Origin of the sequence: Acetobacter ascendens, assembly GCF_001766235.1 — a bacterium.
GTDB lineage: Bacteria > Pseudomonadota > Alphaproteobacteria > Acetobacterales > Acetobacteraceae > Acetobacter > Acetobacter ascendens.
Window position 1 is genome coordinate 379,767 of sequence record NZ_CP015164.1, and the last position, 12,762, is coordinate 392,528.

At 55.9% G+C, this 12,762-nt stretch carries 12 protein-coding genes; 9 read left to right on the top strand and 3 right to left on the bottom strand.

Annotated features, from left to right (window positions below; genetic code table 11):
- Positions 1–155: 155 nt before the first annotated feature.
- The gene (gene ahcY, locus A4S02_RS01895) at positions 156–1,445 is read right to left on the bottom strand and encodes an adenosylhomocysteinase (RefSeq protein WP_070322777.1); all 1,290 of its coding nucleotides are present in this window, start codon (positions 1,443–1,445) and stop codon (positions 156–158) included.
- A gap of 181 nt (positions 1,446–1,626) precedes the next feature.
- On the opposite strand from ahcY, the gene A4S02_RS01900 reads away from it, so the two are divergent.
- Together A4S02_RS01900 and A4S02_RS01905 are read left to right on the top strand one after the other, a co-directional pair.
- The gene (locus A4S02_RS01900; RefSeq protein ID WP_019089694.1) at positions 1,627–2,337 is read left to right on the top strand and encodes a lysophospholipid acyltransferase family protein; all 711 of its coding nucleotides are present in this window, start codon (positions 1,627–1,629) and stop codon (positions 2,335–2,337) included.
- Between the two features lie 340 nt (positions 2,338–2,677).
- On the top strand, positions 2,678–3,760 hold the full coding sequence (locus A4S02_RS01905) for a DUF2125 domain-containing protein (protein ID WP_070322778.1): 1,083 nt from the start codon (positions 2,678–2,680) through the stop codon (positions 3,758–3,760).
- Positions 3,761–3,765: 5 nt separating this feature from the next.
- On the opposite strand, the gene gloB is transcribed toward A4S02_RS01905, so the two are convergent.
- Positions 3,766–4,491: a hydroxyacylglutathione hydrolase gene (gene gloB, locus A4S02_RS01910; protein WP_070322779.1), complete on the bottom strand. Its 726-nt coding sequence runs from the start codon at positions 4,489–4,491 to the stop codon at positions 3,766–3,768.
- A gap of 82 nt (positions 4,492–4,573) precedes the next feature.
- On the opposite strand from gloB, the gene A4S02_RS01915 reads away from it, so the two are divergent.
- The 7 genes from A4S02_RS01915 to A4S02_RS01945 are packed head-to-tail and all read left to right on the top strand — an operon-like array spanning position 4,574 to position 11,866.
- On the top strand, positions 4,574–5,347 hold the full coding sequence (locus A4S02_RS01915) for a methyltransferase domain-containing protein (protein ID WP_026019438.1): 774 nt from the start codon (positions 4,574–4,576) through the stop codon (positions 5,345–5,347).
- A gap of 24 nt (positions 5,348–5,371) precedes the next feature.
- Entirely contained in the window at positions 5,372–7,105 is a 1,734-nt protein-coding gene (locus tag A4S02_RS01920) for a hypothetical protein (RefSeq protein WP_070322780.1), read from the top strand.
- Entirely contained in the window at positions 7,102–8,118 is a 1,017-nt protein-coding gene (locus A4S02_RS01925) for a hypothetical protein (protein WP_019089689.1), read from the top strand. The genes A4S02_RS01920 and A4S02_RS01925 overlap by 4 nt, the downstream gene beginning before the upstream one ends.
- Entirely contained in the window at positions 8,115–8,705 is a 591-nt protein-coding gene (locus tag A4S02_RS01930) for a hypothetical protein (protein WP_019089688.1), read from the top strand. The genes A4S02_RS01925 and A4S02_RS01930 overlap by 4 nt, the downstream gene beginning before the upstream one ends.
- A complete protein-coding gene (locus A4S02_RS01935) occupies positions 8,702–9,835 on the top strand; it encodes a hypothetical protein (RefSeq protein ID WP_070322781.1) in 1,134 nt (377 codons plus the stop codon). Before A4S02_RS01930 ends, A4S02_RS01935 begins: the two co-directional genes overlap by 4 nt.
- A gap of 1 nt (position 9,836) precedes the next feature.
- A complete protein-coding gene (locus A4S02_RS01940) occupies positions 9,837–11,333 on the top strand; it encodes a hydrogenase large subunit (RefSeq protein ID WP_070324143.1) in 1,497 nt (498 codons plus the stop codon).
- A 35-nt stretch (positions 11,334–11,368) separates the two neighbouring features.
- Positions 11,369–11,866, top strand: coding sequence for an NADH-quinone oxidoreductase subunit B family protein (locus tag A4S02_RS01945; RefSeq protein ID WP_070322782.1), 498 nt, complete (start codon positions 11,369–11,371; stop codon positions 11,864–11,866).
- On the opposite strand, the gene A4S02_RS01950 is transcribed toward A4S02_RS01945, so the two are convergent.
- Positions 11,855–12,760: a CDP-alcohol phosphatidyltransferase family protein gene (locus tag A4S02_RS01950; protein ID WP_070322783.1), complete on the bottom strand. Its 906-nt coding sequence runs from the start codon at positions 12,758–12,760 to the stop codon at positions 11,855–11,857. The genes A4S02_RS01945 and A4S02_RS01950 overlap by 12 nt on opposite strands.
- Positions 12,761–12,762: the final 2 nt, after the last annotated feature.

The following is a 12,762-nucleotide window of genomic DNA, read 5'->3' on the forward strand; positions in this document are numbered from 1 at the left end:
ATAGAGCGCTTAATGCTTTCTGAATATTAAGTTTTTTTACAAGACATGGCCGGAAAAAGGCAGCCTATACCACACAGGCAAAGCAGGCAGAACATAAAAAAAGGGGTATGGGCCAACTGGCAGCCCATACCCCTTTTGTGCACCGATTTAAAAAATCAGTAGCGGTAATCGTGGTGCTTGAACGGGCCGTTAACGTGCACGCCAATATATTCAGCCTGCTCTTTGTTCAGCTTGCTCAGATGTGCGCCAACCTTGGCCAGATGCAGGGCAGCAACCTTTTCATCCAGCTTTTTGGGCAGGGTGTACACCTTGGCTTCGTATTTACCTTCCGGCGCTGTCCACAGTTCAATCTGGGCCAGTGTCTGGTTGGTGAAGGAAGCGGACATCACAAAGGAGGGGTGGCCCGTGGCGTTGCCAAGGTTCACCAAACGACCTTCGGACAGAACAATCAGGCGCTTGCCATCGGGGAACACAACTTCGTCCACCTGTGGCTTGATGTTGTCCCACGTGAAGTTACGCAGCGCGTTGATCTGGATTTCAGAATCAAAGTGCCCGATGTTGCACACAATGGCGCGGTTTTTCATGGCGCGCATGTGGTCAAGCGTAATCACGTCCACGTTGCCGGTGGCGGTTACAAAGATGTCACCACGGAGGGCACCTTCTTCCATCGTTACCACTTCGTAGCCTTCCATGGCGGCCTGAAGGGCGCAAATGGGGTCTACTTCCGTAACCAGAACGCGGCAGCCTGCATTGCGCAAGGAAGCAGCGGAACCTTTGCCCACATCACCATAACCGGCAACAACGGCAACCTTGCCAGCCATCATCACGTCTGTGCCACGGCGGATAGCGTCCACCAGGCTTTCACGGCAGCCATACAGGTTATCGAACTTGGATTTGGTAACGCTGTCGTTCACGTTAATGGCCGGAACTTTCAGCGTGCCTTTTTTCTGCATTTCCCACAGGCGGTGTACACCTGTTGTGGTTTCTTCAGAAAGGCCTTTCACGTTGGCCAGCAGTTCGGGGTATTTGTCGTGCATCAGCACGGTCAGATCACCGCCGTCATCCAGAATCATGTTCGGGGTCCAGCCATCGGGGCCCTTCACTGTCTGTTCAATGCACCACCAGAATTCTTCTTCCGACAGGCCTTTCCATGCAAATACGGGAATGCCCGCAGCAGCAATGGCAGCCGCAGCGTGGTCCTGCGTAGAGAAGATGTTGCAAGATGACCAACGCACCGTGGCTCCAAGGGCCACCAGCGTTTCAATCAGCACGGCGGTCTGGATGGTCATGTGCAGGCAGCCGGCAATGCGTGCGCCTTTCAGCGGCTTGCTCTGGCCGTATTCCTCGCGCAGGGCCATCAGGCCGGGCATTTCGCCTTCGGCAATGGAAATTTCCTTGCGGCCCCACTCAGCGAGAGAGAGATCCTTAACCTTGTAATCGCTCATATTATCCTGTCTTCCTGTGCAGATCGGGCTTTTCTATACAGCGTGGGGCAGGTGGATGCCAGCCGAAACAGGCATGGCAGATGCAGCACCTGTATGCTTGCCGCTTGCATATGGGCTTTTTTTCTGGTGTCCAGATGCAACATATCCTGAATGATCTTTGAGGCTACGCCGGGTTTTTTGAATGTCTGTGCTTCGTTCTGTTCTATTTAACGTTCTGGCTTTTCTGCTTACGCTGCTTATGGGTTTTGGGGCTTTTCCCATTCGCTGGTTTGCGCACAGGCTGGCGCTGCCTTATGCAAAATTGTGGTCTCGGCTGGTTTTGGCGCTGTTTCGCAGCATCTGCGGTGTAAAGGTAGAAATTACGGGGCTGGAGCATCTGCCTGCCAATGGTCCGGCACTTATTGCATCCCAACATCAATCCGCTTTTGATACGCTGGTATGGATGCTGCTGCTGCCCCGGCCGTGTTATGTTATGAAGGGTGAATTGCGGCGTATTCCACTGCTTGGCCCCATGCTGGTTTTAACCGGTATGATGCCTATTGAGCGTGCAGCAGGGGCCAAGGCTATGCGCATGTTGTTGCAGGAAACAGACAAAGCCCTGAAGGCAGACCGGCAGATTATTATTTTTCCTGAGGGCACACGCACGGCACCGGGTGAGCACGTAGCACTTAAACCGGGCATTGCCGCCATGGCCAACCACGCCAAACTGCCGGTTATTCCGGTTGCTACCAATTCTGGCCTGTTCTGGGGGCGCAATGCGTTTTTCAAACGCTCTGGCGTTTTGCACATTGCCATTGGCCCAGCCGTAGGCCCAGCCAAGCGTGCGGCCTTGCTGGCGGATATTGAAACAGGGTGGCGCGAACAAGAAAAAACATTTCAGCCGATAGCTTGATGGCAGGGGATAAAACCCCAAAAGCATGTGGATAACTTTGTGGAATTTATCTTGACCAAATGCATGGGCACATCAGTAATCGGGGCTGTTTTTCTGTAAATATCTGTAAAATGCAAAACGAATACTTTGTAAATTTTTTGTGAATGGCAGAGATCTCGCGTTTTTGTCTTTCATATTAAGAGCTTTTTTTTAAGCGGGTGTTTGCGCACAAAAAGCAGCATCAGGTTTTCCCCTACAAACTGTTTTGAATATGACAGAATAAGGGCGAAGCACCCTTGCCTGTGGATAAAAGGCGGGACTCTGTAGAAAACCGCCATGAATGTTCAGGAAAAGGGTGTGAATGAAAAAAGCTTTTCTTAGTTTTGCTGTGGGGGCTGGCGGCTGCTTTTTGGTTTTAAGTGGCTATTGGTGGGCAAGTGCGCAGTATCTGCAAAAGCAGGCAGATAACATGCCATCTGGGTGCCAAGCGCATTACACATCCCGCGCGGTGAATGGATGGCCGTGGTATGCGCAGTTGGATACGCAAAATACGCGCATGGTATGCACGCCATTATTAGCGGCGCGCTCTTCTGCTTTTCAGATCATTTACGCTGCAGCCCGCGTTACGGCAGATACCGCTTTCTGGCGGCCCTTTTCCATACATGTGCGGCTGATTAGCCCGATGGTAATGGAAACACTCCATGATGAGCAGGAAGGGGAAGATGCTCCCGTTATGCTGCGTATGGAGGGAGACCCCATAGAACTTGATCTTCCGTTAAGCAGAAAGGCGGCAGGCCATGCCGTTTTCCAGGTTTCTTTTCTGCATGTACTGTTTCCTGCTGGTGCCAGTCAGATGGGCGATATGGTGCTGCAAAATGTGCGCGGCAAAGCCTTTTGGAACATGCAGGCTACGCAGGAACAAAGCACTGCCGCCATTTTTGTTAAGGCCCAGCGTTGGGGCATAACAGATTGGCAGACGGCGTTGGAGCATGTGCAAGCCGCTGTTGCTATTCCTGGGCCTGCAACAAATGTGAGAGAAAGTGTTTTTCCATCTAATGGTGCCGCTGCATGGCCCGATGTGTTGGTGCAACGTTTTACAGCCCGTTGGCGTGATCTGAACTTGAACATGACAGGGCAGGTGCGCGGAGGAGAGCTTTTACGCCCTACGGGTGATTTCTGGCTAAGCGTTGCAAACTGGCAGCCTTTTTTAGAAAACTTGCGGCGTGAAGGCACACTCTCTGCGCAGGAGGCCTCGGGCATGGCTACCATGCTGGCACGTATTACGCGGGAACAGCCGGGTAACCTGCAAATGCCGTTGATGTTGCGCAACGGCACCATGCAGTTGGGAACACTTCCTGTTTCTGCCTTGCAACCTGTTTTTCAGGCGGCGCGCCATGCAGCGCAAGAAGCCGGAGCACAAACCGGACATGCATCTGCAAACTGAAGGGCTTAGAACGTATCTTTTTCGCGGCGCAGTTGTGCAAAAGCTTGCACGTTTGGGGCGCGTAAAAAGGGGTTCGTGGCGCGTTCCATCCCCAATGTAGAAGGCACGGTAGGTTTGTTTTCAGCCCGCAGGCGGCGCACTTCTGCCACACGTTCCTTTAGGGCGGCATTATGTGGCTCTGCATGCAAGGCAAAGGCGCTGTTGCCCAACGTATATTCGTGCCCACAATAAACGCGCGTTGTATCCGGTAGGGCATCCAGCTTATGCAGGCTTTCAAACATCTGCTCGGCAGTGTCTTCAAACAGCCGTCCACATCCAAGGCTAAACAGCGTATCCCCACAAAATAGGGAAGGCGGGTTGGGGAAGTCATAGCAAATATGCCCCAGCGTATGCCCCGGAACAGCAATAACGGTGCCGGTGCATGCACCTACGGCAATGCTATCTTGGTCATGCAGTGCAATATCCAGCGGCGGCATACGCTGTTGTTCGGCAGCGGGGCCAACCATGTGGGCATGATAACGTTGGCGCAGCGCTTCTGCGCCGCCAATGTGGTCATGATGATGGTGCGTGAGCAAGATCAGATCCAGCCGCCCGCCTTCCTTTTCAATAAAGTTGGCAACGGGTGCGGCTTCTCCGGGGTCTATCACTGCGGTTGTGCCTGTTTCCGTATCACGCAGAAACCACGCGTAATTGTCGGATAGAACGGGAATGGCCTGAACATCCAAAGGCATGGGGAAAACTCCTGCTGTGAAAGTTTGGGAATAGGGAAGGCAAATCATGACGGCGTCACAAACCGTATGATAGACATGCAGAATGCTCGATGTCATGCCGCCGGAAAGCAGTTTTTACACAACAGCAAGAGGCCAGTGTTTTCTGGCTCTGGTTGGTGAACGCCTGCGCTGGTTCTGGCCAGATCTGGGGCAGCAGCATGCTGTGCTGGGTTTGGGGCATGCCGCTGCGTATCTGGAAAAGCTGGAGAGCGGCAGAAATACGCCAGCCTGTTTGGTTGCGGCCAATGCGCCGCAATGGGGTGCAGCATCCACCCTTGGCCGAAGTTGTGTGGTGGATATGCACAGCCTGCCGTTTCAGCCCGAACAGTTTGACCGTGTGCTGATGGTGCATGCACTGAATGATCGCAAAAAATCCGTGTCTATTTTGCGGGCTGCCGGGCAGGTCATGAAGCCCGATGGCAGGCTGTTGTTAATTGTGCCCAGCCGTTTTGGTGGTCGGGCACGATTACGGAGCACGCCGTTCCGGCACGATGCGGCTTTTTCTCGCCGATGTCTCAAACACATGCTGGCAGCCGCCATGCTCAAGCCAGAACAGTGGGATGAAGCTCTTTTTCTGCCCACAGGTGCCATGCGCTGGATGCGCCATAACGGGCGAAAAATGGATATTGCAGGCAAGGTGCTATGCCCCGGCGCAGGTAGCCTGATACTGGTGGAAGCGGTGCGGGATGAGTATTCAGCGCTTTCTCTGCCAGTAAAGCTGCGGCAGCGCTGGCTCTCCCGTTCCTTGTTGCCTGTAAGGAGCACTGCAAAGGCTATACAGGACAGAAAATACGTTTCACGCATTTCGCGGCGCTGAATAGATTGTCATTAACCGGCTGTCATGGTGTTATCCGCCGGATTTCATAGCAGGTTGGGGCCGGGTTCCATTTTCACCTCCTTTGTTCTTTGCAGTTTGCTGGCGATATTTGCTGCGCTGGGCGTTTTTGCAGTGCTGCCAGACAGGCTTCTGCGCGGCGCTGCGGTTTGGCGGGCAGAAATTATGGGTGGCCTGTGGGCGCTCTCTGGCGTGTTGGCCATTGTAGGGGCTGCGTGCAAGCTGGAGGGCGAACTTAGCTGGTTTCCGGTTTTTGGGCTGGATGGCCCGGCCTTGCCTATGCTTGTTTTGCTGGCGTTTGCTGGTGGTGTAGCAGGTAGTGGCGCAGCGGCGCTGGCGTGTGTGTTTGTGGGCGTGGGTTTTCTGGCTCTTTCTCCGCTTGTTTTTGGGTTGCTTACGGGCACGGCTTTGGTGCTTCTTGCCGCAGGTGGGTGGCGCAGTGTGTGCCTGCCATTTGCCGTGCTGCCAGCCTGTATTCCCGCTGATAGCCCCTTTTGTGTACCGCTTTTGTGCCTGACAGTGCTGCTGATGGGGTGGGCTGTTTCTGTGCAAAAGGGGCCTACGGCTGTGCTGCCCGGTATGGTTGGGCTGTTTCTGCTGGGTCGTCTTTTGGCAGAAGTGGGTGAGCTTTCCGTGCTGCCGCAAGTCATACTGGTGGCGAGCGGCTGTTTGGTGGCGGCAACAGGCACTTTGCAGGCTATGCGGGATAAAGATCTGGCACGTATTGCATCAGGCCTATGTGCAGCATGGTATGGCATACTGGTGGTGGCCGTTGCGCTGGCTCTTGTTTCCAGTTTTGGCGGTATGGAAACATTCCGTATGGCCATTATTCTGGGTATGGGCGCGCCCATGCTGGCTCTTATTGGTTTGCTATGGCTGGCCCAATGGCAGCAGGCAGAACCAAAGCGCCGCATTGCCTCTCTTTCCGGGCATGTGCTGGTTGCGGGCTTGTTAATGCTGTTTTCCATTATGCCACCATTTGGCGGGTTTGCCGTTTTATGGAGCCTGCTTGTTGGCGCGTATGATGCCATTGCCGTGGCGCAACCTATTGGCGCGTTAACTATCATGCTGCTGCTTACGCTGCTGGGCAGCATTATGGTGCTTATGGGGGCCGGGTTGCTGCGGGCAGGTGCGGCCCTGCTGTTTCCTTCCACTGTTTTTCAGCCGCATCGGGCCCCCGTGGCAGCCGAGTTTGTGTGGCCAAGCTGGATATGTGCCGGGGCGGCCATGTTGCTTGTGCTGTTGCCGGGGGTATGGCTTTCGCTGGCAGACCATCTGGTGGTGGGGCCTGTTGTGCCACCGCTAAAGTGGAGCCGCATTGCCACAATTTGGTTGGAAGGCGGAGGGGCCAGTTTTACGCCTGTCTTTACCTTTTTGGCATTAGGTGCGGCCTTGGCTGCTGCTGCCATGCTGGTGCGGCTACTGGGTTTTCTGCCTTTTGGGCGTGTTATCAAACCCGTGCCAGTGTGGCGCCAAGGGGCACCGGTGATACAGCCAGCAGAAGGGCGCACAGTTTCTTACGAGGGCGCGGCTCCTTTATGGCCTGCCTGCATGGCGCTGTTTGGGCTTGCACCAGAAACCCGAAAGGACAGAAGGCTGGCCCGCCGTGGCCGTGTTGCTTTGCGTTATGGCAGGCGCTGGTTGTTTCGGGGGGCCGAATGGTGTGAAACACAGGACCTTGTGCTGATTCTGCTGCTTTTGGGGGGCGGCCTGCTGGTGGGGCTGTTTGTAGGAAAATGAAGCAGGATTTGACATGGGGCTGGGCGTTTGGCTGCGTTGCTGCTCTGGCTATTCAGGCTGCCCTTATGGTGCTGGTGGCGCCGTGGTTTGCGGGGTGGGTGCATCGTCTTGCAGGCAGATTGGTAGGTGAACCGCGCTTTCCCGCAGGGGGAAGGTGGCAGGAAATCTGGCATCAATTCCGCCGTCCGTCATTATATGGGCGGCAAGATGGGCTGAACGGCATTTTTTGTGCCTTGGCGTTGGTGCTGGCGGTGTTGGCTTGTGGGTTGGTGCCGGTATTTACACTCACAATGCCGGGCTTTCCCGCACCGGGTATGCTGCTTGTATGCACCATTTTGGTGGCCGTAGGTGTTTTACTAGATCTGCCTCAGGCCGTGCAGGAGGCCTCTGCTGCACAACAAGGGTGCGCAGCCATTGTGGCAGATGCGTTGTTGTTGCCTGTGTTAACGCCCGTGCTGTTATTAACCGGAGCACATGATCTGGTTGCATTTTTGGGCAGGTTGCATGTGCTTTCTCCCATTACAGAAGGTGCGCCTTACGTTTTGGCAGGTGTGGCGCTATTTCTGGCAACAGCCCTTGCACGGCGGGATGAGCAAACAGCCTCTGCCACACTTTCTGGCCCGGATAGAGCCATGTGGCTTTTGGCCGCAGATTGTATGCAGATGTGTTGGGTTACGCTGGCAGCAGATGTGGCATGGGCAGGCAGCTTGGCCATGCCGGGAGAAAGCGGGGCTGAAAACTGGCTGACCCAATGTGTGGAAGGCATGGGCCTGTGGATGTTCAAACTGCTTGTGGCATCCTTCATGCTGGCGGTGCTGCGTATGGCTTTGCTGCCTGCGGGCCGCCGGGCACGGGTGCGGCTGGGCGCCATTTTTCTGCTGGGCGTTCTGGCATGGCAGGTTACTTCCTCTCACGTTGCTGCTCCGTCTGCTGAGCCGGAAAACCACAACGTTGAGGATGAAAACACCCAAGGCTATTCCACAGAGCCAGCGCCAGAAGGAGAACCTTCATGACACTGGCCGCCATTCTCATGCCCTTGCTGGCGCTGTGCGTTGTGGCGCGGGGTATCGGGTTTTTGCCTTTGTTGGGCCTGGTTGCTGCTGCTGCCATGTTGGTGGATGGGCATACCCCTTTGCAGCAGGCCGGGGCGGCTATGGCCGTAGTGTTTGCCATAGGGCCGGTGCTGTTTCTGCTGCGCTATCAGCATGATGCCGCGCGGGAGCGTACGGGAAGTGCCATTCCGTTTTTTGCACTGGGGCTGATGGTATTGCTGCTTCTGGCTTGCACGCGCGCAGGTGTTGCGGTGTTTCCTGCCAGTTTATGCGTGGTTGTGGCTGGTCTGGTTTCGGTTATCTGCCGGCACAGCATGGTATGGCAGTGGGCTGGGTTGCTTACATGCGTTGAGGGCGTGTTGTTGTGTGGCGTGCAGGCGTATCAGCCCTCTGTGGTGGGTGTGGCTGGCTTGGCCGGTGCCGTTGTGGCTGTGCTGGGCGGTATGTGCATCCATCGCATTATGCCGCGTGTGGTGCCATTGCGCCCGCCATCTGCGCGTAAAAAATCTTCTCCCGACTCTCCAGAAAAGAACGGAGATGCAGCATGACAGGCACAGCAGGGGCCGGCATGTTTCTGGCAGCACTGGCGTTTGTATGGCCCTTTTTGGGGGCAGCAGCCGTATGCGCGGTGCCTGTAGCACGTAGCCGTGAGTTGGCAATATGGATGTCCGCCATAGGCTGTGTGCTGGCGCTGGCTGTTTTTGTTTTCCCCGCATCGGGCGCTGTGGCTGCCGGGTGGGATGATGACCCCGTGCAGCGTGCTGGGCGTGTGATGCTGGCTTTTGGCCTGCTGCTGATGGTGCTTGAAAACGGCATCCTGCATGACAGGCTGGTGCGCAGCCTGCCGCATGTTTCCACCGCCTTGGCGGGGCTTGCCTGCGTTGCGCCAGACCCCGCTGTGGACTTGGGTATTCTGGAAGCTGCTTTGGCATGGGGTGTATTTGTTTTTACGCGCCCGGCTGGGCAGGCCAGAATGGGGTGGGGGCTTATCCGCAATGGCTCGGTTGGCACGTTTTTGGTGCTTTCTGGCCTGTTGCTGCCAGCCAATACCGTTGTTTCCGGCTTGCTGATGGCCTGTGGTTTGGTGGTGTTAACTGGCCTTTCTCCGTTTGGGCAGTTCTGGCAGGATGAAAACGACACCTTTCTGTTTCTGCCATTTGCTGGGGCCGCCTTGCTGCTGGCTATGCGTTTGCGCACGCATGGGGGCGAGGCATTTGAAACGGCTCTTGTGTTATGTGGCCAGCTTTCTGTGTGGCTTACAGCTTGTGCCGGGCGCTTTCCAGACAGGCAAAGGTTGTTCCGCACCTTTCCATCCGCATTGGCGTTGATAGCTGTTGGTATTCAGGCCGATGTCGCAGCTTTGTTGTTTTTATGCGGTTGGTGCCTTGCAGGCGGCGGGCGTGCGGGCCGTGGTTGGGCTGTTAACACCTTGGCCTGCTTTCCACCGGGTGCGCCGTTTGTGGGGTGTCTGCTTCTGCTTTCCATGATGAGTGATTGGTCATGGCCGTTGGCGCTGCTTACGGTTGCGGGCATTTTGGCGGCGGTTACGCGGGCTGTGCCTGCGCGGGACATTACGCATCATTTCTGGCCGCAGGATGCTGCCGGGCGGGTGGCCTGTTCCGTGCTAACAGCAACGGGCCTGCTGGTGCCATTGGCCATGATGCTTGGAGCTTTCTGATATGAATGCAGCTTCTCATATCTGGGCGGGTGAGGAAACAGAAACCCCGTGGCGCTTTAGGCTGCAAGAAATGGCATGGCGTGATCTGGTAGATGCGCTCAAGCATGATGATCTGCCATTTGTGGGCCTGTGGTGTGATGGCACAGATGTGCACGCACTGTTTCTGCCAGATGGACAGCCATTGGCGGCCACGTTGGCGCTGGAAGATAGCCGATACCCTGCACTTTCCCCCGCAAGAGATATTTCCTGCCTGTATGAACGCCGCATTTATGATCTGTATGGCGCAGAGGGCATGTGGGCGACGGATGTAAGACCTTTATTGGATCATGATGTGTGGTCATCCTCCATGCCTTTGGCGGAGCATCCGGGTGCAGGAGGTGGGCAAAAAGGGCTTATCCATTTCCAGCCCGCAGAACATATGCACCAAGAGGGTGACATGGCAGATGGCTGGGGCCCAGCTACAGGTGGTATGGAACCGCCTTTGCATGTGGCGCTGGCTCTGCGGGAAGGGCGTATTCGCGCAGCGGAAACCGTAACAGGTTATGCGCATAGGGGTATGGAGCTGCGCTGGCGTAATAGCCGTGTGGAAGATGCCTGCAAACTGAGTACACGTGTGGCGGCCGGGCAGTCTGTGGCGCATCAGGTGGCATTTTGTTTGGCTGTGGAAGATGCCTGCAAGGAGCAGGTAGGCCCGGAAATCCGGTTGTTGCGTGTTGCGTTGCTGGAACTGGAACGTATTTGCCACCATCTGTTTCTGCTGGCGGATATGGCGCGCCTTGCTGGCGCACGATTGGTGGCCTCTGCCTGCATGGCATTACGAGAGCGGCTGATACAGGAAGCTGCCCCCATTACCGGCTCACGCTTGCTGATGGATGTATGCGTGCCCGGCGGCCTCTCCCTACGCCACGCCACGCAAATGGGCGATATGTGTGGCCGCCTGTGTGAAGTGGCAGAGCGTGATTATCCGGCCTTGTTGGCCTTGTGGCAGGAATATCCGGGCCTTTCCATGCAGTTGGCGGGTATGGGTAAGGTTACGGCAGATTTACTGGAGCGTGTCGGGCTAGATGGCCCTACAGCACGCGCTGCCGGGTGGGATTGTGATGGCCGCCGCATGATGCCGGGTTACGAAGGCATATGGCGTTTTACCTCAGGCAGGCAGGATGGCACGACGGAAGACCGCGCTATGCTTTTGCTGGAAGAAGTAGGCGAAAGCCTGCGTATGTTGGATGAAGTGGCATCCCGCATTGGGTTAACAGCAGGTGGCAGTGTGCAGCTTTCCATGCAGGATAGTGAAGGCACAGGCATGGTAGAAGGGCCGTGGGGCGGCATTTTGTACTGGGTGAGCCTAAAAGAGGGCCGGGTGGAACAGGTGTTTGCCCGCAATCCATCTTCCGCCGCTTTGTTAACGTTTGAGGCTATATTGCCGGGGCATCAGCCAGATGATGTTGCCTTGCTTGCGCGATCATTGGATATCAACGCAGCAGCTCTGGATCAGTAAGCTGTGCAGGCGGGCGGAATGAAAGGCAAAAACACATGGGGCTGATACGCGCAGTATTTGATGCAGCCTTCAAGCAGGATATGCAGCGCATGAAGCCCGTAGGCCCGCGCTGGCCGCTGCTTCTGTTCCATGTTGATACAGGTGGCTGTGGTGGCTGCGGAATGGAACTTCAGGCCCTGCGATATGCGCCATACGATATGGAAGGCGCAGGTTTTGGCTTTGTAACATCGCCCCGCAATGCCGATGTGTTGCTGATAACGGGTGCACTCACTCGTGCCATGGCTCCGGTGCTGGAAGCAGCATGGCAGGCCATGCCAACCCCTAAAGGGCTGATTGCCATAGGAAGCTGCGCTTTAGATGGCGGCATGTTTCCTGAAAATTATACAGTATTGGGTGGGTTGGAGCGCCGGGTTTCCATAGATCTGAAAATACCCGGCTGCCCGCCAGCGCCTCAGGATGTTTTAAACGGCCTGTGTTCCCTGTTTGGCAAACAGGCCGTGCCCCCAAAGGAAGCTGAAACCTCAGCCGTGTGAAGGGGCTGGGGTTTCTTCTATGTCGTCTTCATCGGTTTGTAGGTCTTCCGCTGCTTTTTTAAGCCGCAGAAAACTCAGGCGGCTAAGCGGCAGAAGGAAAACGTAAATCACGCCCGCAGCGGCCAAAGCGGCCCACGGATCTGCCACCAGCACCACAGCATAAAGCCCGGTGCCCAGCATAAGGGGCAGAACATACTGAGCAGGCACTTTGAAGTTCTTGAACGACCATACCGGCAAAGTAGAAACCAGCAGCAACCCTGTGCTTGCCAAGGTAAGCGTGGGAATCCACGGTAGGCGTGTTAGCCGGTAAAGCCAGTCTATGCCCAGCTTTTGTGCTTCCAGCCCCAAAAAGAGCGGGAAAAGAGCCAGCCCGGCACCCGCGGGGGCTGGTACGCCGGTAAAGAAGTTACTGGCATATTGGGGCTGATGATGCTCGCCATCCAGATTGGCGTTAAACCGTGCCAGCCGAAGCGCCATGCACACGGTAAACATAATGCACGGCAGAAAAGCATAACGTCCGCCATCCTTTAGTGCCCAGAAATACAACAGGAAGGAAGGCGCTACCCCAAAGCACAAAAAGTCAGACAGGCTGTCAAACTCAGCGCCAAAGCGGGTGGAACCACGCAGCAGCCGGGCAATACGGCCATCCAGCCCATCAATAAAGGCGGAAATCAGCAAAGCCACGGCAGCGGCCTGAAAACGGCCATCCACCGCAAAGCGCATGCCCATAAGGCCGCCGCAAAGCCCCAACATAGTGAGAATATTGGGGATGAGCCGGTTAAAGGATGGCCCGCGTATTTTGCTGCGTACCCGCCGCCGCAAACGGCGACGACGGCGCGGTGTTTCAGAAGTCTGCTGCGCAGGAGCAGAGGGAGATGAGGAAGGTTGTGTCACGA

Coding starts and splice junctions, on each gene's coding strand:
- A4S02_RS01940 (WP_070324143.1), top strand. CDS start 9,837: ATGAATGCAGCTTCTCATATCTGGGCGGGTGAGGAAACAGAAACCCCG.
- A4S02_RS01945 (WP_070322782.1), top strand. CDS start 11,369: ATGGGGCTGATACGCGCAGTATTTGATGCAGCCTTCAAGCAGGATATG.
- A4S02_RS01930 (WP_019089688.1), top strand. CDS start 8,115: ATGACACTGGCCGCCATTCTCATGCCCTTGCTGGCGCTGTGCGTTGTG.
- A4S02_RS01925 (WP_019089689.1), top strand. CDS start 7,102: ATGAAGCAGGATTTGACATGGGGCTGGGCGTTTGGCTGCGTTGCTGCT.
- A4S02_RS01900 (WP_019089694.1), top strand. CDS start 1,627: ATGTCTGTGCTTCGTTCTGTTCTATTTAACGTTCTGGCTTTTCTGCTT.
- A4S02_RS01935 (WP_070322781.1), top strand. CDS start 8,702: ATGACAGGCACAGCAGGGGCCGGCATGTTTCTGGCAGCACTGGCGTTT.
- ahcY (WP_070322777.1), bottom strand. CDS start 1,445: ATGAGCGATTACAAGGTTAAGGATCTCTCTCTCGCTGAGTGGGGCCGC.
- gloB (WP_070322779.1), bottom strand. CDS start 4,491: ATGCCTTTGGATGTTCAGGCCATTCCCGTTCTATCCGACAATTACGCG.
- A4S02_RS01915 (WP_026019438.1), top strand. CDS start 4,574: ATGCTCGATGTCATGCCGCCGGAAAGCAGTTTTTACACAACAGCAAGA.
- A4S02_RS01905 (WP_070322778.1), top strand. CDS start 2,678: ATGAAAAAAGCTTTTCTTAGTTTTGCTGTGGGGGCTGGCGGCTGCTTT.
- A4S02_RS01920 (WP_070322780.1), top strand. CDS start 5,372: ATGGTGTTATCCGCCGGATTTCATAGCAGGTTGGGGCCGGGTTCCATT.